Genomic DNA, 22,219 nt, shown 5'->3' on the forward strand with positions numbered 1-22,219 from the left:
CTATGCCTCCTGCGGAGCGCTGCCGCCCTCAAGCCCGTCTTCGTTCCGGCCGTGATGCTCGCGGAACAACCGCTTCACCACCGTGAAGAAGACCGGCACGAAGAAGATGGCGAGTATGGTGGCGGACAACATGCCGCCGACCACGGCCCAGCCGATGGCGTTCTGACCGCCCGCGCCAGCCCCCTTCGCCACCGCCAGCGGCAGCACGCCGAAGACAAAGGCGAAGCTTGTCATCAGGATCGGCCGCAGACGCAATTTGCCGGCCTCCAGCGCCGCCCGTGCGGGCGACATCCCCTGCCGCATCTTTTCCTCGGCGAATTCGACGATCAGGATCGCATTCTTGGCCGACACGCCGATCGTCGTGATCAGGCCCACCTGAAGGTAGATGTCGTTGTTGAGCCCCACCAGCATCGCCGCGATCACCGCGCCGAACACGCCCAACGGCACCACCAGCATGACCGCGATCGGCACCGACCAGCTTTCATACAGCGCGGCAAGGCACAGGAACACGATCAGCATCGACAGCGCATAGAGTGCGGGCGCCTGCCCGCCAGAGGTCTGCTCCTCATAGGAGATGCCGTTCCATTCATATCCTACGCCCGCCGGCAGCTTGGCCGCCATTTCCTCCATCGCCTTCATCGCCTCGCCGGTGGACACTCCCGGCGCGGGGGCGCCCATGATCTGCATCGACGGCACGCCGTTGAAGCGTTCCAGCTTGGCCGGACCATGGGTCCATTCGGTCGTTGCGAAGGAGGAGATCGGCGCCATCACGCCGCTGCTTCCCCGCACGTGCAGCGCGCCGATCGAATCCGGCGTGGTGCGGAAAGGCGCATCGGCCTGCACATAGACGCGCTTCACCCGGTCGCGATCGATGAAGTCGTTGATGTAGCTGCTGCCCATCGCCGTGCTGATCGTGTCGTTGATGTCCGCCTGAGCGATGCCCAACGCCCCGGCAGCGGCCTGATCGACATCCAGCTTGAGCTGCGGCGTATCCTCCAGGCCATTGGGCCGCACCTGCGCCAGCCGCTTGTCGCCCATCGCCATGCCCAGCAACTGGTTGCGCGCCTCGAGCATCTTCTGATGGCCCAGATTGCCCCGGTCCACGAGTTGGAAGTCGAACCCCGTCGCATTGCCCAGTTCCTGGACTGCGGGCGGCGCGAAGGCGATCGCCATGCCGGCGGTGATCTTGCGGAAAGCGCCATTGGCGCGAAGCGCGATGGCCGACACCCTGTTGTCCGCCCCCTTGCGTTCCGACCAGTCCTTCATCCGGGCGAACGCGATACCGACATTCTGGCCCTGCCCAACGAAGCCGAAACCGGCAACGGTAAAGACGGCGGTGGCGTTCTTCTTCTCGTCGACCAGATAATGGTCGCGCACCTTGGCCAGCGTCCGCTCGGTCTCCTCCAGCGTCGATCCGGTCGGCAGCGAGACCTGGTTGATGATGACCCCCTGATCCTCATCGGGCAGGAAGCCGCCCGGCAGGCGCAGGAAGATCAGCCCCATGCCCACCACGATCAGCGCATAGACCAGCATGGTCCGGCCCCAGCGCCGCTCCACCTTCTCCACCGTCCGGCCGTAACGTGCGACATTGCGGTCGAAGGTGCGGTTGAACCAGTCGAAGAAACGACCGAAACGCGAACCCAGCACGCCCGTCCACTGATGGCTGTGCCCCTTGGGCTTCAGGATCGTCGCGCAGAGTGCCGGGGTCAGGATCAACGCCACCAACACCGACAGCACCATCGAGGAGACGATGGTGATGGAGAACTGCCGGAAGATCACGCCGGTCGAACCGCCGAAGAACGCCATGGGCAGGAACACCGCCGACAGTACCAGACCGATGCCGATCAGCGCGCCGCTGATCTCGTCCATCGACTTTTTCGCGGCTTCCTTCGGACTGAGGCCCTCGTCCTGAATGATCCGCTCGACATTCTCGACCACGACGATGGCATCGTCGACCAACAGGCCGATGGCGAGCACCATGCCGAACAGGGTCAAGGTATTGATGGTGAAACCCGCCGCATAAAGGATCGCGAGCGAACCCAGCAGCACCACCGGCACAGCGATGGTCGGGATCAGCGTGGCGCGCCAGTTCTGCAAGAAGATGAACATCACCACGAAGACGAGCAGGATCGCCTCGAACAGCGTGTGGATGACCTGATCCACCGACAATCGCACGAAAGTGGAATTGTCGAGCGGGAAGTCATATTTCACCCAGGCCGGAAAAGTCCTGGACAGGTCGTCGATGCGGTTCTTGACAGCGTCGACCGTATCCAGCGCATTGGCGCCCGGCGCCAGCTTGATGCCGAAACCGGCGGCCGGATGACCGTTGAACTTCGCGGCGAACCCATAATTCTCCGCGCCCAGTTCGACCCGGGCCACGTCCGACAGGCGGACCACCGACCCGTCGCTGTTGCTGCGGAGCATGATCTGGCGGAACTCTTCGGGCGTCCTCAGGCGCGACTGCGCCGTCACCGTGGCATTGAGCGCCTGCCCCTTGGGCGATGGCGTGCCGCCGATCTGCCCCGCCGAAACCTGCGCATTCTGCGCCCGGATGGCCGATTTGACGTCGCCCGTGGTGATGCCCAGATTGGCCATCTTATAGGGATCGAGCCAGACGCGCATCGCATATTGCGCGCCCAGCAACTGGGTATCGCCCACGCCATTGACGCGGCTGATCGGGTCCTGAAGCGCCGAAGCGATGAAATCGCCGGCATCCTGCTGATCATGGATGCCATCATCGGCATAGACCGCCATGATCATCAGGAAGGTCGAGGTGGACTTGGTGACACGCAATCCCTGCTGCTGCACTTCCTGCGGCAGCAGCGGCGTCGCCTGGGCCAGCTTGTTCTGGACCTGCACCTGCGCGATGTCGGCGTCGGTCCCCTGTTCGAAAGTCAGGGTGATGGTCAGATTGCCGGCGGAATCGCTGCTCGATGAAAAATAGCGGAGATGATCGATGCCCTTGAGCTGCTGCTCGATGATCTGGGTCGTCGTGCTTTCCAGCGTTTCCGCATTGGCGCCGGGATAGGTGGTGGCGACCGTCACCGCGGGCGCCGCGATCTCCGGAAACTGTGCCACGGCCAGCGACCGCAACGCCAGCAGGCCCGCCAGCATGACGACGATGGCGATGACCCATGCGAAGATGGGCCTGTCGATGAAATAGCGGGCCACGGCTTAATTCGCCCCGCCCGAACCGGCTTGCCCACGGGATGCCGTCACCTGCTGCGGCGCGCCCGGCTTCACCACCGTTCCGGGATGCAGGTTGACCAGCCCTTCGACGATCAGCCTGTCGCCGGCCTTCAGCCCCTTCGTGACGATCCACCTGTCGCCTACCGGCCGGTCGGTTTCGACCTGGCGCACCTCCACCTTGTCGCCTGCGCCGACCACCATCGCGGTCGCCCGGCCACGCGGATCGCGGGTGATGCCCTGTTGAGGCGCCAATATGGCCTGCGTCCGCTGCCCCTCGACCATTCGGGCGCGGACATACATGCCGGGCAGCAGCAGGCCGTCGGGATTGGGGAAGGTCGCGCGCAATGTCACCGCGCCAGAACTCGGATCGACCGTCACTTCGGAAAATTGCAGCCGGCCCTCGATCGGATAGACGGTGCCATTAGGCAACAGCAACTGCACCCGCGCGCCCTGATCCGCGCTGACGCCGCCCGCCTTCATCGCCTGCTTGAGGTCGATGATCTGCGCCGCCGACTGGGTGACGTCGACATAGACCATGTCGGTCCGCTGGATCGTCGCCAGCGCGTCGGCCTGGCCCGCCTGCACCAACGCGCCCGGCGTGAACAGCGATCGACCGATGCGACCGGAAATCGGTGCCCGGATCCGGGTGAAATTCTGGTTCACCTGCGCCGCCTGCACCGCCGCGCGCTGGGCCGCAACGTCCGCGCGCGCCTGCTGCGCGGACGCAGCGGCATTGTCCGCTTCCTGACGGCTCACCGCATTGATGCCGACCAGTTCCTTGTAGCGCTGCGCCTGCAAACCGGTCGCGTGAATGGAGGCCTGCGCCCGCGCCAGCGCGCCCTGCGCCTGGCCCAGGGCCGCTCGATAGGGCGCATCCTCGATCTCGTAGAGCAATTGTCCGGCGCGGACATCGGCGCCTTCGGTAAACAGGCGGCGGCGGATCACACCGCTGATCTGGGGCCTGACTTCCGCCGTTTCCGCGGCTGCGATGCGTCCGGGCAATTCGTTCATCAGCGGCGCCGTCTCGACCTTCATCGTCACCACGCCGACGACAGGCGGCGGTGGCACCGGCTGCTGTTTTTCGCCGCAGCCGCCCAGCGCCACCGTCGACGCGCAGGCGAGCAGCGCCACAAAAATCCCCTTTTGCATCGGCCGATGCTCCATTTCGCAGAGTCCAGAAACGGAATGAACGTTCATTCCGCTTGCGCCGCAGGTAGGAACCTGCCACAATTTGTTCAAGAGTAAAAAACAAGAGGCGGCATTTTGGTTGCGTTGCAACATGAACCGAGCGGTCGGGATCGTATCCTGGGCGCTGCGCGCGACCTTTTCGCCGCCCATGGCTTTCACCAGACGTCCATGGCCGAACTGGCTGCCGCCGCCAAGGTGTCGGTCGGCCAGATCTACCGCCTGTTCAAGGGCAAAGAGGATATTATCGACGCGATCGTCGCCAATGATACCCGCGACCGCGAGGCCATGATCCTGGCCCTGCAACGACGGCTGGACGCTGGCGAAATCAGCATCGAGCGCACCTTCGAATTGCTGTTGCTGGAAATGATGGACAATCCGCATGAGGCGCTGTCCTTCGATATATTGGCCGAAGGATTCCGTAATGAACGGGTGGCCCAGATCATTGCCGACATGTGCGCGCATTTCCGCAAGTCGCTGGGCGATTTCGCCACCATAGCCAATCCTGCCTTGTCCGGCAAAGCGCTGGAAGGTGCGGAGGAGATCATTCTGGCTTGCATGTTCGGCCTCGGCCATCGCAGCCTTTCGGGATCTGCGTTGAGCGCCGAATGCACCGCTCGACAGGCTGCCGACATGCTGGTCGCGGCCTTGCGCGCCATGAGCTGATCGGCCGGACGCGGCTTCCTTTCGTTCCGCCGCTTTGCAGCATGAAATGATGTGCATTGCCGCAACCGGAGCGGGAATGGCGCATTATGCCGCGCAGATCATTTCGGGAGGCAACATCTTGATTTCCGGTACATCTTTCGACCGCAGCTATTTCGAGGCGCGGCTCGACCGCAACCGCAGGCTGGCGGCGCGCTCCCGCAATCCCGAAATCCGGGCGATCCATCTGGAATATGTCCGCCTGTACAGCCAATTGCTGGAACTGAAGGACGGCGTTCCCGTCTGAACCCCGGTTATTTCTCGTCGCCCCGGACCTGATCCGGGGCGAGAAACCGGCTCCGTCAGCATGGCACGAAGCTCTATTGCGCAGCGACGCCTTCCGGCAGGACGACCGCCGACCAGCTCTTGCCGGGCAGCAGATATTTGGCCGCAAGCGCCTGGATGTCGGTTGGCGTGACGGTCAGCATGTCCTGCGCCATGCTCTGCATGGCCTGGACATAGCGAGGATCGTGGGTCGCGCCCTCCATCTGGTTCATCCAGAAGGCATTGCCCGTCCCGGCGCGCATCAGCAACTGCCGCATCGGCGCGACCGCGCGCTGCAATTCATCCTCGCTCACAGGATTTTTGGCGAGATCGGCGGCCGTATCCTTCACCACGCTATAGAAATATTTGATCCGATCCGGCCGCACCTGGCTGGTGACGAGGATGTACCCTCCGCTGTCATAGGAAAATGGCCAGTTGTTCTGGACACTGGGCGAATAGGCCGCCCCTCGGTCGAGCGCAGCTTGTCGAACAGCCGGTCGTTGAATATCTGCGTCAGGATTTCGAGCTGCCGCGCCTCCTTCGTCAGTGCAAAGCCACCCGCCGTGGGCCATGCCATCACGGCCGCCGCCTGCTCCTTGTCGCCCTTGTGGCGCAGGACCACCGGAACTTCGACATGGGCCGGGAAGCGCATCAGCCTGTTCGCCGCCGGGACCGCCACGTCAGGCCGCGCCGGCAGGGCACCGAAGGTCGCCGCAACGGCCGCGATGGCGTCGTCCGCCTTGACCTGTCCGAAAATCTGGATCTCGATCGGCCCCGAAGCCAGCAACGGCTCCCAGGTCGCGCGGAACGCCTGCGGCGTCAGCCCGTCTATCTCGGCGCGAGAGGGCGTACGGAACCGCACATCCTTGTCATGCAGCAGCCAGTTGAGATCGCGCGCCAGCACGGAATCGGGCGCCCGCGCCATGGCGTCATAGGCAACCCCCGCCCCGGTCTTGACCCGCGCGATCGGCGCCGGGTCCCATCCGGGCGCGAACAGCTTGGTCGCGAAAAGCTGCAACTGATCCTTGTAGTCGGCGGGTCGTGTCACCGCCTGCAATTCGAAAGCGTCGTCGTCGATGGAGAAATCCATCCCCATGCGCCGCCCATTGGTCAGGTCATCCAGTTCCCGCTGGCCAAGCTTGCCGATCCCGCTCGCCACCAGCGCATAGTCCGCCGCCCAGCCCGCCACCGGCCTCGTCGGCGAAAAAGCCTGCTGTCCATGGCCGAAGCGAACGTTGATCCGCACCTTCTCGGTCTCGGCATCGTTGGCGAACAGGGTCAGCCTGACGCCGTTGGAGAAGATGATGCTCTCCATCCCCGGCAGGCCGATGGGGGCGCGCGACACGACTTTGCCCGGCGCACCCAACTTCGGCAGGTCGGCCATGGTCACGACCTTGTCGCCCAGCCGCGCATTGGTCGCTGCCTTGACCGGCGCGGCGACCGCCGCCGCCAGCTTCGCGTCGACGCCGGGCAGGACCTTGCCGGTGATCAGCATCGCCCGGAACACCCCCGCCGAAAACAGCCGTTGCGTCGAATCCAGTATCTTCTGCGGCGTCATCATGGGCTTGCCGGAACGGAAGATGTCCAGCGCCGCCTGCGGACTGACCGTGGTTTCGCGGATATCGACCGCGCTCACCAGATCGCTCGCCTGCTTGGCACCCGCTTCCGTATCGGAATTTTCGACCTGGATCGCGAGCGCCGTATCCATCTGCGCATATTCGCGGTCGATTTCGATCTGGCTTGGCGGCGTACCCTTGGCATCCTCGATGATGGCGCGGACGTCGGAAAGCGCCTTTTCCCAATTGTCGCCGGTCGGAACCAGGGTGATGAAGGTGCCGTCCGCCGACCGGCTGACATCCTGCTGGTCCGCGCTTGCCTGAAGGAAGCTGCCGCCCGCCCGCGCCGCCTGCTCCAGACGGCGGTTGATGATCTGCAGGGCCAGCATGTCGGTCAGCTTGTCCTGGTTATAGACGATGGTGTCGGCACGCGGTTTCCATGGCCGCAACCACGCCATGGTGAGCCCGGTGGGCACGCCGGGTTCCACCGTCACCCTGGTCGCGGGCGCCTTGGCATCGGGCTCGCCGAAATCGGGCAGCGGCACACCCTTGCCGGGCACCGTCCAGCCCGCGAAATTATCCTTGAGCAATTGTTCGGCCAGCGCCGGATCGATGTCGCCCGCGATCGAGATCACCCCATTTTCGGGCCGATACCAACGTTGGTGGAAAGCCTCCATCTTCGCCGCCGTCACGGCATTCAGCGTCGCCACCGTGCCGATGGGACTATGATCGGCCAACGGCTGCCCGGCGAAGAAATGCTGGCGCGTCGCGTCGGAAATCCGCATCTGCGGCCCATCGCCCTCGCGCTTCTCGGCCAACACGACCGCCCGCTCGGCGTTGACGGCGCTATCCACGATATTGGGATCGATCATCATGCCTGAAAGGATCTTCAGGCTCTCCCCCAGGCTCGCCTGCGTCGCCTGCGGCAGATCGAGCGCGTAGGTCGTGCCGGTGGGCGTCGTCTGCGCATTGCTATCGCTGCCGAAGGTCACGCCCAGCCGCTGCCAGATGCGCTTGGATTCGCCGTCAGGCACATGGCGGGAGCCGCGGAAGGTCAGATGCTCCATGAAATGAGCGTAACCCAGTTCATCGGGCCGCTCCATCAGCGACCCGGCATCAATCCGCAACCGCACCGAAACCTGCCCCGGCGGCACGCCATTGCGCCGGATCGCATAGCGCAATCCGTTGGACAGCTCGCCAAATCGCCAGGCCGGATCGATCGGCACATCGCTGTTCTGGTAGAGCCAGGGCCTGACCTGCGCCTTGGTGGAACCGGGGACGGCGGGCGCAGCAGTCGGATCCACCTTCGCCGCCAGAGGCGTGGAAACTCCCGATAGCAACAGGGCCAGGACGGAAAGCGAAGCGGCAGAGCGCCGGAAGGAAAAGCTCATGAGGCCCTAGCCTAAAGAGATTTTCCTGAATGACCACTGACAAAGAAGGCCACCGGCAAAGGCAGGAGGAGCGAAGATCATGATAGGACATGCTCCTCCCAAAGCGGGAACCAATTCAGACGGCGGGCCCGGGTTCCTGCTTTCACAGGGGAAGGGCGTACCGCTCGCGTACCGCTCCTTCAAAAGGAGGGCAGCTTACCGCCCGCCGGTCTTCTGCATCGCGCCCTTATGCGCGCCGACACCGCCGCCGCCGCCGCGCCGCCGCCGGAAATTCTTCTTCGCCGGCTGGGCCTCGCCATCGGGACGATGCGCCCGCTCGGCATTGCCGCGCTGCTGCTTCTGCTGGTCCTGATAACGGCGCTGGCCATCGGCGCGCTTGGCCTTCTGCTCCGGCGTCTGCTCGCGCCCCTTGCGCTGCGGCGCGGCCTTGGGAAGGTTGCGCACGGCCTCGACGAAATTCTCGGGCAGCGGCACGACGTCCAGCTTCACCTTGGTCGTCCGCTCGATCGCCTTCAGATAGGGCCGTTCATCATCCGCCACGAAACTGATCGCGACGCCCTCGGCCCCGGCCCGCGCGGTTCGGCCGATACGGTGAACATATTGCTCCGGCACATTGGGCAGCTCGAAATTGATGACGTGGGACACGCCCGAAACGTCGATCCCGCGCGCCGCGATGTCAGTCGCCACCAGCAGCTTCACATGGCCATGACGGAACGCCTGCAAGGCGGTGGTCCGCTGCGCCTGGCTCTTGTTGCCGTGGATCGCCACGGCCTGGATGCCCGCACCCTCCAGGAAGCGCACGACCCGATCCGCGCCATGCTTGGTCCGGGTGAAGATCAGGGCGCGATCGATATCCTCGCTCCTGATCGTGAGGTTGAGCAGCGCCTGCTTCTCCATCTGGTTGACGAAGGTCGCCTGCTGACGCACCCGCTCGGCCGTGGTCGACTGCGGCGCGACGCTCACCTTCACCGGATCGTTGAGGAACTGCGCGGCCAGCGCCTCGATCTCGCCCGGCATGGTCGCGGAGAAGAACAGGTTCTGCCGTTCTCTGGGCAGCAGTTTGGCGATCCGCTTCAACGGATGGATGAAACCCATGTCCATCATCTGGTCGGCTTCATCGAGGACGAAAATCTCGGTATCCTTGATCGTGAACGCCCGCTGGTCGATCAGGTCGAGCAGACGCCCGGGCGTCGCCACGACGATATCGACGCCACGCCCCAAGGCGCGGATCTGCCGGTTGATCGGCACGCCGCCGAACACGACTTCGACGGAAAGCTTCAGGAAGCGCCCATAGTCGCGAAAGCTCTGCGCGATCTGCGCTGCCAGCTCGCGCGTCGGCGACAGCACCAGCATGCGGCAGCCCTGAAGCGGCGTCGGCTTCGGGTTACGGGCGAAATGGTCAAGGCTCGGCAGCGCGAAGGCCGCCGTCTTGCCGGTGCCGGTCTGGGCGATGCCGCACAGATCCTTGCCCTGCAAAAGGACGGGAATGGCCTGACTCTGGATCGGCGTCGGCGAAGCATATTTCTTGGCGGCGAGCGCTTTCAGAATAGGCTCGGAAAGGCCAAGGTCGGTAAATTGCATAAATTGAACTCACAAGTCGGCCCACGCGCCGACTTGAACTGCACGGACGCAGCAAGGGCGCAAGGCGGGTTACGAAACGACCCGCGTGAAAAGGGAAGCCTCAAAGCTTGGCGCAGACTTTCATTGGCCGGCCCCAATGCCTGTCCGGCCGGAGCGATCACGCTGCCAATCGCTGATAAGGGCAAAGCCCAACTGCTGCGCTGCGGCGCATATGATGGGAAAAACAGGAAAAAGCAAGTGGATGCTGGAAACCCGCCTACAAAGGGCCGATTTCTGTGGATTATCATCACGCCCGGCCTCGTCATCCCGGATCAAATCCGGGGTGACGGGAATGGCAATGCCTTGAACCGCGCGCCCCTAAAGCGACACTTCGACATGTTTGCCGCGCATCTCCTCGCGCACGTCGCCGCCGAACATCTGTTTGAACATTCCACCCAGCGACATGTCCGCCCGCCAGATTTCCGCATGCCCCAGATCGAAGCGCAGCATCAGCAGGTGCGGGTCCTGCCGCCCGCCGGGATACCAGCTCGCCACATCATGGGTCCAATAGCGGTCGATCACCGCCGGGTCCGTTTCCTCGACCAGCGTCCCGTCGATGCAGGCGAACAGGAAATGCCCCTTGGCGACAAATTGCGCCATCGCCGGCCCACCCGCCGCCAGCCGGTTCTCCCGCGTGGTGTAGAACCAGAAGCAATGGCTCGCGCCCGGATCAAGCTGCGCCGTCATCGGCATGCTATGTGCATGCGATCCCTGAAGTCCGACCATCAGAAAGGGGCTTTGGGACAATTCGGTCCAGAAACGGCGGCGGATGTCGGACTCGTTGCTCATATCTTCTCTCCATCGTGTCTTCGCGAAAGACTCAATCGACGGCACCAAGCGAAGTTCCGACAGGCAATTTAGCACGAAAGCTTGATCTTGCGCACTCTTCTCTCCACATAGCGCGCATGTTGATCGAGACCGAACCGACGCCCAATCCGGCCACCGTCAAGTTCCTTCCCGGCCGCGTGGTCATGGGCATGGGCACCCGCGATTTCGCGACGCCGGAGGAAGCGGAAGCCTCTCCGCTGGCCGACGCCCTCTTCGGCCTGGGCGACGTGACCGGCGTGTTCTTCGGCGGCGACTTCATTTCCGTGACCATCGCACCGGGCGCGCAGTGGAGCGATGTGAAGCCGGATATCCTGTCCGTCCTGCTCGATCATTTCTCGGCCAACATGCCCCTCTTCACGCCGGGTTCGGCCGGCGAGATCTTCGTGCCGGCAGAGGAGGAATTCGCCGACGATCCGGAAGATGCGGAAATCGTCGCCCAGATCCGCGAACTGATCGACACCCGCGTCCGCCCGGCCGTAGCCAATGACGGGGGCGACATCATCTATCGCGGTTTCGACAAGGGAACCGTGTATCTGCGGATGCAGGGCGCCTGCTCGGGCTGCCCCTCCTCCACCGCGACGCTCAAGAACGGTATCGAGCAACTGCTCAAACATTATGTCCCCGAAGTGACCGAGGTTCGCGCCGTCTGAACGCCGAGATCAATCGGGAACGGCCAATTGGCAAACCGGTCCTGATCGATTAACCGCTGAACCAGGCGCCCCGTCGGGCGAACGCATTACAGGGGTCTTCTTTGCGTATCTTGGTCATCGATACCGCGACACAGGCGCTGTCCGTCGCGCTGCTCGATGATGGTGCGCCGATCGGTCATTTCCATGAGATCGTCGGGCGCGGCCATGCCGAAGCCTTGCTGCCCGCCATCGCCTCCATGCCCGACGGCGGCAAGGCCGACGCCATCGCCGTCGATGTCGGACCGGGCAGCTTCACGGGCGTGCGCATCGGCATCGCTGCGGCCCGCGCGCTGGCGCTGGCCTGGGGCGTTCCGCTGCACGGCTATGGCGCGCTCAGCCTGATCGCCGCCAGGGCGGCGGCCAGGCATGAGGGCGGCCTCCTCGCCGTCACCATCACCGGCGGCCATGGCGAGTTGTTCTGGCAGAGCTTCTCCCCGGACGGATTGACATCGCTCACGGCCCCCGCTTCCACCCCGATCGCGACGCTGGCACAGAAACTCGACCAACCGCTGCTCTACGGTACGGGCGCCGAAGCGCTGGTGACGGCGCGCGGCCATGGCACGGCGATCAACCTGTACCCCGATGCCGCCGACTATCCCCTGATCGCCGCCCAGCCCGCACTGCCGCCTTCGCCCGTCTACTGCCGCGGCGCCGATGCCCGCCCGATGGCGGAACGCGCGGCGCCATGATCCCCGGTCTCACCCTCCACACCTATGACGACGGCGAGCGCAACGCCATGAGCGACGCCATGGACGTCATGGGCCGCGCCTTCGATCCCGCTTATGGCGAGGCATGGACCCTGCCGCAGCTTGCCGGCGTGATGACGATGCCCGGCACCTGGCTCACCATCGCCCGGATCGACGCCGCGCCGCTGGGTTTCGCGCTGGTGCGTTCCGTGCTGGACGAATGCGAATTGCTGCTCCTGGCGGTCAGTCCGCTCTGGCGCGGGCGCGGCATTGGCGAGGCCCTCCTGGTCGACAGCCTCAAGACGGCGCGCAGACGCAACATTACGTCGATGAATCTGGAAGTTAGGGCATCCAATACAGCGATCAGGCTGTATGAAAAGATCGGCTTCGAATATGTACACCGCCGCCCTGGTTATTATCGCGGTAACGACGGACAACTTCACGATGCGCTAAGCTTCCGTATCGACATGCTTCGGTAATCTAAATCAACGCTTGCCAAAAAGAAACCGGGGGTATAGCTGACCCATACCGCCCCTGAAATGATTTTCCTGGTGCGGGTCGCATCACCAATAGCCTTCACAGGAAAAAGAAATGGAAACCGAATCGGCCCAGAGCGAACTGCTCATTACTTTGACTTCGGACATTGTGGCGGCTCATGTCTCCAACAACAGCGTCGCCGTCTCCGACGTATCTACGCTGATCCAGAATGTGCATGCCGCGCTTTCGGGGCTTGCCACGCCGGCCGCCGCGCCGGAAGTGAAGCCGGAACCCGCGGTGTCGGTCCGCTCGTCGATCAAGCCCGACTATATCATCTGCCTGGAAGACGGCAAAAAGCTTAAGATGCTCAAGCGCCACCTGATGACCCACTATCAGATGACGCCGGAGGATTATCGCGCCAAGTGGAGCCTGCCGGCCGATTATCCGATGGTCGCGCCCAACTATGCCGAACAGCGCCGCAGCCTGGCGAAGAAAATCGGCCTGGGTACCAAGCGCCGCCGCACCCGCGCAGCCAAATAATCCGGCCCCCTGTGGGCAAAACTCATGCAAAAGGGGGCGTGCTGATGGCACGCCCCCTTTTACGCTATGGCAAAAGCCGCTAGGCTCGCGCCGATTGACCGCAAATTCCAGCAAGTGAGCCTGCATGAACCGCAAGATCGACGTAGAGGCCCTTTGCCATGAAAAGGGCCTGCGCATTACCGAACAGCGCCGCGTCATCGCCCAGGTGCTGAGCGACGCCACTGATCATCCCGATGTGGAGGAATTGCACAGGCGCTCTTCGGCGATCGATCCGGGCATTTCGATCGCCACCGTCTATCGTACCGTCCGCCTGTTCGAGGAAGCGGGCATTCTCGACCGTCACGATTTCGGCGACGGCCGCGCCCGCTATGAAGCGGCGCCCGAATCCCATCACGACCATCTGATCGATGTCGAAACCGGCAATGTGATCGAGTTCGTCGATCCTGAACTGGAACAGTTGCAGAAGCAGATCGCCGAAAAGCTCGGCTTCCGCCTGGTCGACCATCGCATGGAATTGTACGGCGTCGCGCTCGATCGCAAACACTGAGGCAGCTTGGCCAGACTTCGCCGCATCACGCGCACCGGGGCGCTCGCCGCCAGCCTGCTGCTCTGCCTGATCCCCCATCTATTCTGGCGCGCCGCCCATGCACGCTCCCCCTGGCCGAGGCGCTTTCTGGGGCTGGCCGCGCGCTCGGTCGGCGCCCGCGTCGCCATAGAAGGCCATCCCTTTCAAGGCGACAGCTTCATCATCGCCAATCATGTGAGCTGGGTCGACATATTGGCGCTGGGCGGCGCGACCGGCACGGCCTTCGTCGCGCATGACGGCATAGCGGGCTGGCCGATCATCGGCTGGCTCGCCGCACAGAACAACACGCTGTTCGTCGCCCGCAACCGGCGCGGCGCCCTCTCCTCGCAGCTCGAGGCGCTACGCGCCGCACTGGCCGGGCACCAGCCGGTGACGCTGTTCCCGGAGGGCACCACCAGCGACGGCACGGGCCTGCTGCCCTTCAAGCCCTCCCTGCTTGCGGTCCTGCTCCCACCGCCGCGCTCCGTCCGTATCCAGCCCGTGCATATCGATTATGGCACGGCGACCCCGGAAATCGCCTGGCACAGCGACGAACCGGCCGGCGCCAATGTGAAAAGGCTGCTGGAACGCAAGGGCCGGCTCGACGTCACCTTGCGTTTCCTGGAACCGTTCGACCCCGCCATCTGCCCGGATCGCAAGGCGCTCGCGACGATGACGCAGGAAAGGATCGCCGCCAGCATCGCAAGCTTCCCCTCGCAACCCAGGCCCTGTATAGCTGGACCGCATGAATCGTAACGACGCCCCAAAGACTCCAGCGACTTTCCACGTCAAATCCTTCGGCTGCCAGATGAACGTCTATGATGGCGAGCGCATGGCCGAAATGCTGGGTGAGCGCGGCATGACCGCAGCGGCGGAGGGCGCCGAGGCCGATCTCGTCATTTTGAACACCTGTCACATCCGCGAAAAGGCGGTGGACAAGGTCTATTCCGACATCGGCCGCATGACGCGGGAGGACGGCAGCCGCCCGATGATCGCCGTCGCCGGCTGCGTCGCGCAGGCGGAGGGCAGCGAAATCCAGCGCCGCGCCCGCAATGTCGACATCGTCGTCGGTCCGCAGGCCTATCATCGCTTGCCCGGCCTCATCGACAAGGCCGGTCGGGGCGAGGCAGCCGTCGACACCGACATGCCGCTGGCCTCGAAATTCGGCGCCCTTCCTGCCCGCACCAAGCAGGCTCGCCCGACCGCCTTCCTGACGATCATGGAGGGCTGCGACAAATTCTGCACCTATTGCGTCGTCCCCTATACGCGCGGCGCGGAAATCAGCCGGACCTGGTCCGCCATCCTCGATGAGGCAAAGGCTCTGATCGACGGCGGTGTGCGCGAAATCACCCTGCTCGGCCAGAACGTCAACGCCTGGGAAGGCCAGGATGACAAGGGTCGCACGCAGGGCATGGACGGCCTCGTCCGCGAATTGGCGAAGATCGATGCGCTGAAACGCATCCGCTACACCACCAGCCATCCCAACGACATGAACGACGGCCTGATCGCCGCCCATGGCGACGAACCGAAATTGATGCCGTTTCTCCATCTGCCGGTCCAGTCGGGCAACGACCGGGTGCTCAAAGCCATGAACCGCAGCCACAGCGCCGACAGCTACCTCCGCATCATCGACCGCGTCCGCGAAGCGCGCCCGGACATCGCGCTGTCGGGCGATTTCATTGTCGGCTTCCCCGGAGAAACCGATGCCGAGTTCGAGGATACGCTGAAGATCGTCGAGCAGGTCCGCTACGCGCAATGCTATAGCTTCAAATACAGCCCGCGCCCCGGAACCCCCGCCGCCGACATGGATCACCAGATTCCCGCCGCACTGATGGACGAACGCCTCGCCCGCCTTCAGGCGGTGATCAACCGCCATCAGGCCGAATTCAATGCCGCGACCGTGGGCCGCCGCACGGAGATATTGCTGGAGCGCAAGGGCCGCCATCCCGGCCAGCTCATCGGCAAGTCGCCCTGGCTCCAGTCGGTCGTCGTCACCGCCCCGGACCTGTCCATCGGTGACATGGTCGAAGTCGATATCATCAGCGCCGGTCCGAACAGTCTGGCCGGGCAACCCAGCAGGAGGAAGGCCGCTTGAACCCAAAACCAGTCGTTCCCGTGACAACGGGAACCCATCTCCGAACCTGTCCGCCAGGCGCAACGAGAAGGAGATGGATACTCGCCCATGCGAGTGTGACAGGTGAACAGGGAGGCCGCTGAATGTCGAAGAAACCGAACCAGAACCATCGTACCGAACTGGCTGAACGGTCCCGGGCCGAACGCGCCCGTCTCGAAGTCACCTTCGACCGCCCGCATCTGCTGGGCGCGCTGTTCGGCCAATATGACCAAAATCTCGTCGCCATCGAAAACCGCCTCGGCGTCTATATCGCCGCGCGCGGGAACAAGCTCCAGATCGAGGGCGACGTCGAAGCCGCCGCCCGCGCCCGCGACGTGATGACCGGCCTCTACAACCGCATCGTCGCCGGACAGGAAATCGACGCCGGGGCGGTCGAAGCGGTCATCGCCATGTCCGCCGAACCGACGCTGGACGGCATCATCCGCCATGACGTGGCCGAACCGCCCAAGGTGATGATCCGCACGCGCAAGAAGACCATCGTCCCGCGTTCCGCGACGCAGGTGACCTATATGGAGGCGCTCACCCGCAACGACATCATCTTCGCGCTCGGCCCGGCCGGCACCGGCAAGACCTATCTCGCCGTCGCCCAGGCGGTGAGCCAGCTCATCACCGGCAGCGTCGACCGCCTGATCCTCTCCCGCCCCGCCGTCGAGGCGGGCGAGCGCCTCGGCTTCCTGCCCGGCGACATGAAGGAGAAGGTCGACCCCTATCTCCGCCCGATCTACGACGCGCTCTACGACACGCTCCCCGCCGAGCAGGTCGAACGCCGCATCGCGAGCGGAGAGATCGAGATCGCCCCCCTCGCCTTCATGCGCGGCCGCACATTGTCCAACGCCTTCATCGTGCTGGACGAAGCGCAGAACACGACGATCGCCCAGATGAAGATGTTCCTCACCCGCTTCGGCGAGGGCAGCCGCATGGTCATCTGCGGCGACCCGCGCCAGGTCGACCTGCCGCAGCCGGGCATTTCGGGCCTGGCCGACGCCGTCACCCGGCTGGAGGGGGTGGAGGGCATTTCGGTGGTGCCCTTCGGCATCAGCGACGTCGTCCGCCACCCGGTCGTCGGCCGCATCGTCCAGGCCTATGAAGGCCCGGATGCCTGATTTCGTGGAGTTTCCGGAAAATGATTGAAGTCGCCGTCCTCCATGAACAGGGCTGGCCCGATACCGATTGGGAATTGCTTGCCCAACGCGCCGTGGTTTCGGCCATCAGCCACAGCCCCTATGCCAATTTCACCACGGACGAGGCGCTGTACGAGGTCGCGGTCAAACTCACCACCGACGAGGAGGTCCATCAGCTCAATCGCGCCTATCGGGACAAGGACAAGCCGACCAACGTCCTGTCCTTCCCGATGGTGCAGTCCGACCTGCTGGAGGCCACAGCCAACACCGATGATGGTGAGGTGATACTGGGCGATATCGTGCTGGCGGAGGGGGTCTGCGCCGCCGAGGCTGCCGAAAAAGGCATCTCCATTGCCGACCATGCGACGCATCTCATCATTCATGGGACTTTTCATTTGCTGGGATATGATCATATGGAGGACGCCGAGGCCGAAGCGATGGAAGCGCTTGAAACGCAATCGCTGTTCAGCCTCGGCATTTCCGATCCTTACGGGGATCGCTAACAGGGATAATGGACGAACATGGCTGAAGGCAGTCCGAAGGACGGCAACGGTTCCAAGGAACCGGACAGTAGTAGCCACGAAGGCGGTTTATGGAGCGGCCTGAAATCGCTGCTCTTTGGAGAAGAAGAGAGCCATAGCCTCCGCCAGGAGCTGGAGGATGCGCTCGACGAATATGATGAGGAACAGCAGGATGAGGGCACGTCCCATCCTGCCAAGGGCGACCTGTCGGCGATCGAGCGCCAGATGGTTCGCAACCTCCTCCATTTTTCCGAACATACGGTCGACGACGTCGCGGTTCCCCGCGCGGACATCATCGCGATCGAGGAAAAGGCGAGCTTCGCCGATCTCGCCGCCTTGTTCGCGGAGGCCGGCCATAGCCGCATCCCCGTCTACCGCGACAATCTCGACACCATCGTCGGCATGATCCACATCCGCGACGCCTTCGCGATCATGGCCGGCAAGGCACCGGTCCCGGACAGCCTCGAACCGCTGATCCGCCAGCCGCTCTACGTGCCCGAAAGCATGGGCGCGCTCGACCTGCTGGCGGAAATGCGCGCGAAACGCACCCATCTCGCCATCGTGCTGGACGAATATTCGGGCACCGAAGGCCTGCTCACCTTCGAGGATCTGGTCGAGGAAATCGTCGGCGAGGTCGAGGATGAGCATGACGAGGAGCCGGAGGCCATGCTCGTCCCGCTGGAAGGCGGCCTCTGGGAAGCCGATGCCCGCGCCGAACTGGAGGATGTCGCCAAGGAAATCGACGAAAAGCTTGCCGACATCGAGGAAGATGTCGATACGCTGGGCGGACTCGCCTTCGTGATCGCGGGCCGCGTGCCCGAACCGGGCGAAATCGTCGAGCACGGGCAAAGCGGCTGGAAACTCGAAATCCTGGCCAGCGACGGCCGCCGCGTCACCCGGCTGCGGCTCCATCCGCCAGCAACGAAGGAAATCGAGGAAGAATCCTGAAAAGCCTGAACCTCGGCGACGGCGGGCCCTTCCGTCGCTTCCACTTCCCCTTGTCACCCCGGGCTCGACCCGGGTCTTGTCGCCTTTCAGCCCCGTCGCCTTTCAGGAAAGTCTTTCGAACCGCGAAAGCATGAAAGATGCCCGGAACACCGCGCCTCGCTCGACCTGAGCCGCCTTGTCCTCCAGCAACCATATCAACGCCGGCCCGGCGAGCGCCAATATCCGTAAATGAACCGCTCGGGATCGGCATTGGCTGGGAAATATTAAGGGCTCGGCGCTAGAGCGCCCTGATGCGGCAGGAAAGACGGACATCCCCCCAGGCGCGGCGCGCGACCTTGATCCCAGGCCCCTGGACGGCCATGGAAAAGTGGCTGCTGGCGCTGGTCTGCCTCGCCACCCTGTTCTTCGCCTGCATTACCCCGCCCTTTCAGGCGCCCGATGAAAATCAGCATTATATGAAGGCGCTGATGCTGTCGGAAGGCCGCATCCTGACCGAACGGCGCGGCGCAAAGATCGGCGCCGAATTGCCCGCCGCCGCCATCGACCTGCACGATGTCCATTTCCCGACCGGCGCCTCTCCCAAACCGCGTCGCTTCGACCGGACCATGCTGACGCGGGCATGGACCGCCGGGCAAGCTGAGCTCGGCCAGCGCCGCTTCGCCGATTTCCCCAATGTCGCCAGTTACGCGCCCTCGCTCTATGCTCCGGCGGCCTTGGGCCTCGCCATTGGCGACAATATGGGCCTGCCCGCCTCGGCGCCTTCTATGGCGGCCGGATCGCCAATGCGCTGTTCGCGCTGGCCATGCTCGGCCTGGCTCTCCGCCTCATCCCCTTTGGCCGTCCTGCCTTACTCGCCATCGCGCTATTGCCGACCTTTTCCTATCAAGGCGGATCATTGTCGCCCGATGCGGTCATCAACGGCCTCGGCTTCCTCGGCCTCGCCCTCGCGCTGCGCGCCGGTTTCACCGGCTGGACCGAAAGGCGCGGCCTGGCGCTGATCGTGACCGCGCCGCTGCTGGCGCTCGCGAAGGGAGTCTATCTGCCGCTCATGGCCGCCGGCCTGCGCTGGCCCGAGGGCCGCCGCGACCTGCGCCCGCTGCTCCTGTCGGGCGCCATGGTCCTGGGTGCCATCGCCTTCATCCTGTGGATGAAACTCTCCGGCGGCAGCCAGGCGCTCTATCATATCGTCTCGCGCAAGACCGGCGAAATGGTCACCACGGCGCCGCTCGCCGACCAGTTGGCGGTCATCACCCACTCGCCGCTCGCCTATCTGCACGTCCTCGCCACCAGCGTCGCGGAACGCGCGCCCGTCTATGCGCTCCAGACCGTCGGCCGCTTCGGCTGGAACGCCATCCTGCTGCCGCTGCTGGCCTATCCGCTCGCCATGCTCATGCTCATCGGCGCCCTGTTCAGCGGATCGGAGATGCGCTTTTCCCTGGGTCAGCGCCTCTGGTGGCTGACGATCGCGATCGGCACCGCGCTACTGATCGAAACCGCCATGTACCTGACCGGCACGGCGCTTGGCGCCGACTATATCCAGGGCACGCAGGGGCGCTATTTCCTGCCGATCCTGCCGCTGGTCCTGCTCGCGCTGATGCCCGCCGATCCGATATACGGCGCCCGCGCGGTCTTTGCGGCGGGCGCAAGCCTGCTGCTGCTCATCGCAGCCGCCACGGCCTTCGACAGCTTCTGGGTCCATGGCTTCGTCACAGCCGACGGCATGCCGCCGCATCGCAGCCTGGAACGCGCGCTAATCCTGCCCTCGCCGCGCTGGTAGCCAGACCGCGCAAAGCGCCAGCCAGCCAAGCCCCTCGATCCATCCCGCCAGCACATCGCTCGGCCAATGCACGCCCAGCCACACCCGGCTGACTCCGATCAGCGCGATCGCCAGCCCGGCACCGGCATAACCCGCCCGCCGCCCGAACAGCAGCGCCAGCGCCCCGAAGAAGATCATGTTCCCCGCCGCATGGCCGCTGGGGAAGCTGTAGCTGTTCACAATGTCGAGATGCGGCAGAAGATCGGGGCGGGGCGCCGCGAATATCTGTTTGAGCGCAAGGTTGAGCAACGTGCCCCCGGCCATCACCGACAGCAGCCACAATGCGCATCGCCGCCGCCGGCCCCAGAGCATCGCGCAACAGGCCGTCAGCAGGACAAGCCGCCCCGCCGTTCCCCCGACCGCGGACGCCCCCTGCATGAGCCAGGTGACGCTCCCCCCGTCGCACTGTCCCGCGCCCGGCCCGCCATGCCCATCAGCCCATGGTTCATCGCGTCCAGCAGCCCCTGCCGCTGAACCAGCGCGATCCCCAGAACGCAAAAAAGCGCGAGGGCCAAAGCTCCCGCGCCTTTTGCCATGGCTTTGCGCCGGTCAGATATGGAGCGCACGCCCATAAGCGGCCAGCACGCTTTCATGCATGGATTCCGAAATGGTCGGATGCGGGAAGACCGTGTGCATCAGTTCCGCTTCCGTAGTCTCCAGCGTCTTGCCGATGGTATAGCCCTGGATCATCTCGGTCACCTCCGCGCCGACCATATGCGCACCCAGCAATTCGCCGGTCTTGGCATCGAACACCGTCTTGGTGAAGCCTTCCGCCTCGCCCAGCGCGATCGCCTTGCCATTGCCGATGAAGGGGAACATGCCGACCTTCACCTCATGACCCGCTTCCTTCGCCTTGGCTTCGGTCAGGCCGACACTGGCGATCTGCGGATGGCAATAGGTGCAGCCAGGAATATTGCGCACGTCCATGGCGTGCGGATGCACATCCTTGTTGCCCAGCGCCTGCGCGATGGATTCAGCGACGATCACACCCTCATGGCTCGCCTTGTGCGCCAGCCATGGCGGCGCGGTGACGTCCCCGATCGCCCAGAAACCGTCGACATTGGTGCGGCCATAGGCGTCCGTCTTGATATGGAAACGCTGGTCCGGCTCTATGCCGACATCCTCCAGGCCCAGATTTTCGACATTGGGGACGATGCCGATGGCGACGATCACATGGCTATATTCGTCCGTGACATCCTTGCCATCCTTGCCCTTGATGGTCGCGGTCACGCCCTTGTCGCCGGTCGCGATCTTCTCGATCTTCGCGCCGGTGTGGATGGTCATGCCCTGCTTCTTCAACGCCTTTTCGAGGAAGTTGGAGACATCGGCGTCCTCGACCGGCACGATGCGGTCCATCATCTCCACCACCGTCACGTCCGCGCCCATATCATTGTAGAAGCTGGCGAATTCGATGCCGATGGCGCCGGAACCCACGACCAGCAGCTTGGTCGGCATTTCCGGCGGCGTCATCGCATGGCGATAGGTCCACACCCGCTTGCCATCGGCCTTGAGCTGCGGCAGGTCGCGGGCGCGCGCGCCGGTCGCGATGATGATATGCTTGCCCGTCAGTTCCTCGGCCTTGCCGTCCTTGGTGACGGACAGCTTGCCCTTCGCGACCAGCTTACCCTCGCCCATATGGACGGTGATCTTGTTCTTCTTCATCAGGTGGGTGACGCCCTGATTGAGCTGCTTGGCCACCCCGCGCGAACGCTTCACCACCGCCTCGATGTCGGCGCTGATCTTCTCGGCCGCCAGGCCATAATCCTTGGCATGCTGCATATAATGGTAGATTTCCGCCGAACGCAGCAGCGCCTTGGTCGGGATGCAGCCCCAGTTCAAACAGATGCCGCCCAGATTCTCGCGCTCGACGATCGCGGTCTTCAGCCCCAGTTGAGCAGCCCGGATCGCCGCCACGTAGCCGCCGGGCCCCGAACCCAGGACAATGACATCGTAATTCTCAGCCATGATCAAACTCGCTTCTCAATGA

Annotated in this window: 17 protein-coding genes and 3 pseudogenes; 13 read left to right on the forward strand and 7 right to left on the reverse strand. The window is 64.1% G+C overall.

Going from position 1 to position 22,219, the window contains the following annotated elements:
• Both YP76_RS08005 and YP76_RS08010 read right to left on the reverse strand, forming a co-directional pair.
• Complete coding sequence (locus tag YP76_RS08005) at positions 1 to 3,171, reverse strand: efflux RND transporter permease subunit (protein ID WP_046763047.1); 3,171 nt, start codon at positions 3,169 to 3,171, stop codon at positions 1 to 3.
• 3 nt (positions 3,172 to 3,174) lie between these two features.
• On the reverse strand, positions 3,175 to 4,338 hold the full coding sequence (locus YP76_RS08010; RefSeq protein WP_046763291.1) for an efflux RND transporter periplasmic adaptor subunit: 1,164 nt from the start codon (positions 4,336 to 4,338) through the stop codon (positions 3,175 to 3,177).
• 114 nt (positions 4,339 to 4,452) lie between these two features.
• Here YP76_RS08010 and YP76_RS08015 point away from each other — a divergent pair, with 114 nt between their 5' ends.
• The gene (locus tag YP76_RS08015) at positions 4,453 to 5,040 is read left to right on the forward strand and encodes a TetR/AcrR family transcriptional regulator (RefSeq protein ID WP_046763048.1); all 588 of its coding nucleotides are present in this window, start codon (positions 4,453 to 4,455) and stop codon (positions 5,038 to 5,040) included.
• A gap of 76 nt (positions 5,041 to 5,116) precedes the next feature.
• Entirely contained in the window at positions 5,117 to 5,323 is a 207-nt protein-coding gene (locus YP76_RS08020) for a hypothetical protein (RefSeq protein ID WP_046763049.1), read from the forward strand.
• A gap of 73 nt (positions 5,324 to 5,396) precedes the next feature.
• Here the strand turns inward: YP76_RS08020 and YP76_RS08025 are convergent.
• From YP76_RS08025 to YP76_RS08035, 3 genes and pseudogenes are all read right to left on the reverse strand, one after another.
• Positions 5,397 to 8,287, reverse strand: a pseudogene (locus YP76_RS08025) (M16 family metallopeptidase).
• A gap of 195 nt (positions 8,288 to 8,482) precedes the next feature.
• Positions 8,483 to 9,868 (reverse strand): DEAD/DEAH box helicase, encoded by a 1,386-nt coding sequence (locus YP76_RS08030; protein ID WP_046763050.1) that lies wholly within the window; start codon positions 9,866 to 9,868, stop codon positions 8,483 to 8,485.
• 357 nt (positions 9,869 to 10,225) lie between these two features.
• Positions 10,226 to 10,696 carry a pyridoxamine 5'-phosphate oxidase family protein gene (locus YP76_RS08035; RefSeq protein WP_046763051.1) on the reverse strand — a complete coding sequence of 157 codons (471 nt, stop codon included), beginning with the start codon at positions 10,694 to 10,696 and terminating at the stop codon, positions 10,226 to 10,228.
• A gap of 116 nt (positions 10,697 to 10,812) precedes the next feature.
• On the opposite strand from YP76_RS08035, the gene YP76_RS08040 reads away from it, so the two are divergent.
• The 11 genes and pseudogenes from YP76_RS08040 (at position 10,813) to YP76_RS08090 (ending at position 20,193) form a co-directional block, all read left to right on the forward strand.
• The gene (locus YP76_RS08040) at positions 10,813 to 11,385 is read left to right on the forward strand and encodes a NifU family protein (RefSeq protein WP_046763052.1); all 573 of its coding nucleotides are present in this window, start codon (positions 10,813 to 10,815) and stop codon (positions 11,383 to 11,385) included.
• A 101-nt stretch (positions 11,386 to 11,486) separates the two neighbouring features.
• Positions 11,487 to 12,113, forward strand: coding sequence for a tRNA (adenosine(37)-N6)-threonylcarbamoyltransferase complex dimerization subunit type 1 TsaB (gene tsaB, locus YP76_RS08045; RefSeq protein WP_046763053.1), 627 nt, complete (start codon positions 11,487 to 11,489; stop codon positions 12,111 to 12,113).
• A complete protein-coding gene (locus tag YP76_RS08050; RefSeq protein ID WP_046763054.1) occupies positions 12,110 to 12,589 on the forward strand; it encodes a GNAT family N-acetyltransferase in 480 nt (159 codons plus the stop codon). The genes tsaB and YP76_RS08050 overlap by 4 nt, the downstream gene beginning before the upstream one ends.
• A gap of 112 nt (positions 12,590 to 12,701) precedes the next feature.
• Positions 12,702 to 13,127, forward strand: coding sequence for a MucR family transcriptional regulator (locus YP76_RS08055; RefSeq protein ID WP_046763055.1), 426 nt, complete (start codon positions 12,702 to 12,704; stop codon positions 13,125 to 13,127).
• 124 nt (positions 13,128 to 13,251) lie between these two features.
• On the forward strand, positions 13,252 to 13,674 hold the full coding sequence (locus tag YP76_RS08060; protein WP_046763056.1) for a Fur family transcriptional regulator: 423 nt from the start codon (positions 13,252 to 13,254) through the stop codon (positions 13,672 to 13,674).
• A 6-nt stretch (positions 13,675 to 13,680) separates the two neighbouring features.
• On the forward strand, positions 13,681 to 14,448 hold the full coding sequence (locus YP76_RS08065) for a lysophospholipid acyltransferase family protein (protein WP_046763057.1): 768 nt from the start codon (positions 13,681 to 13,683) through the stop codon (positions 14,446 to 14,448).
• Positions 14,438 to 15,787: a tRNA (N6-isopentenyl adenosine(37)-C2)-methylthiotransferase MiaB gene (gene miaB, locus YP76_RS08070; protein WP_046763058.1), complete on the forward strand. Its 1,350-nt coding sequence runs from the start codon at positions 14,438 to 14,440 to the stop codon at positions 15,785 to 15,787. Before YP76_RS08065 ends, miaB begins: the two co-directional genes overlap by 11 nt.
• A gap of 122 nt (positions 15,788 to 15,909) precedes the next feature.
• Entirely contained in the window at positions 15,910 to 16,929 is a 1,020-nt protein-coding gene (locus YP76_RS08075; protein WP_046763059.1) for a PhoH family protein, read from the forward strand.
• Between the two features lie 20 nt (positions 16,930 to 16,949).
• Positions 16,950 to 17,450: an rRNA maturation RNase YbeY gene (gene ybeY, locus YP76_RS08080; RefSeq protein WP_046763060.1), complete on the forward strand. Its 501-nt coding sequence runs from the start codon at positions 16,950 to 16,952 to the stop codon at positions 17,448 to 17,450.
• An 18-nt stretch (positions 17,451 to 17,468) separates the two neighbouring features.
• Complete coding sequence (locus YP76_RS08085) at positions 17,469 to 18,416, forward strand: hemolysin family protein (protein WP_046763061.1); 948 nt, start codon at positions 17,469 to 17,471, stop codon at positions 18,414 to 18,416.
• Positions 18,417 to 18,706: 290 nt separating this feature from the next.
• Positions 18,707 to 20,193 (forward strand): annotated as a pseudogene (locus YP76_RS08090) (DUF2142 domain-containing protein).
• On the opposite strand, the pseudogene YP76_RS08095 reads toward YP76_RS08090, so the two are convergent.
• Positions 20,167 to 20,804: pseudogene (locus YP76_RS08095) on the reverse strand (phosphatase PAP2 family protein). The pseudogenes YP76_RS08090 and YP76_RS08095 sit on opposite strands and share 27 nt — an antisense overlap.
• Positions 20,782 to 22,197: a dihydrolipoyl dehydrogenase gene (gene lpdA, locus YP76_RS08100; RefSeq protein WP_046763292.1), complete on the reverse strand. Its 1,416-nt coding sequence runs from the start codon at positions 22,195 to 22,197 to the stop codon at positions 20,782 to 20,784. Before lpdA ends, YP76_RS08095 begins: the two are co-directional and overlap by 23 nt.
• Positions 22,198 to 22,219: the final 22 nt, after the last annotated feature.

Origin of the sequence: Sphingobium chungbukense (assembly GCF_001005725.1) — a bacterium.
Lineage (GTDB): Bacteria > Pseudomonadota > Alphaproteobacteria > Sphingomonadales > Sphingomonadaceae > Sphingobium > Sphingobium chungbukense.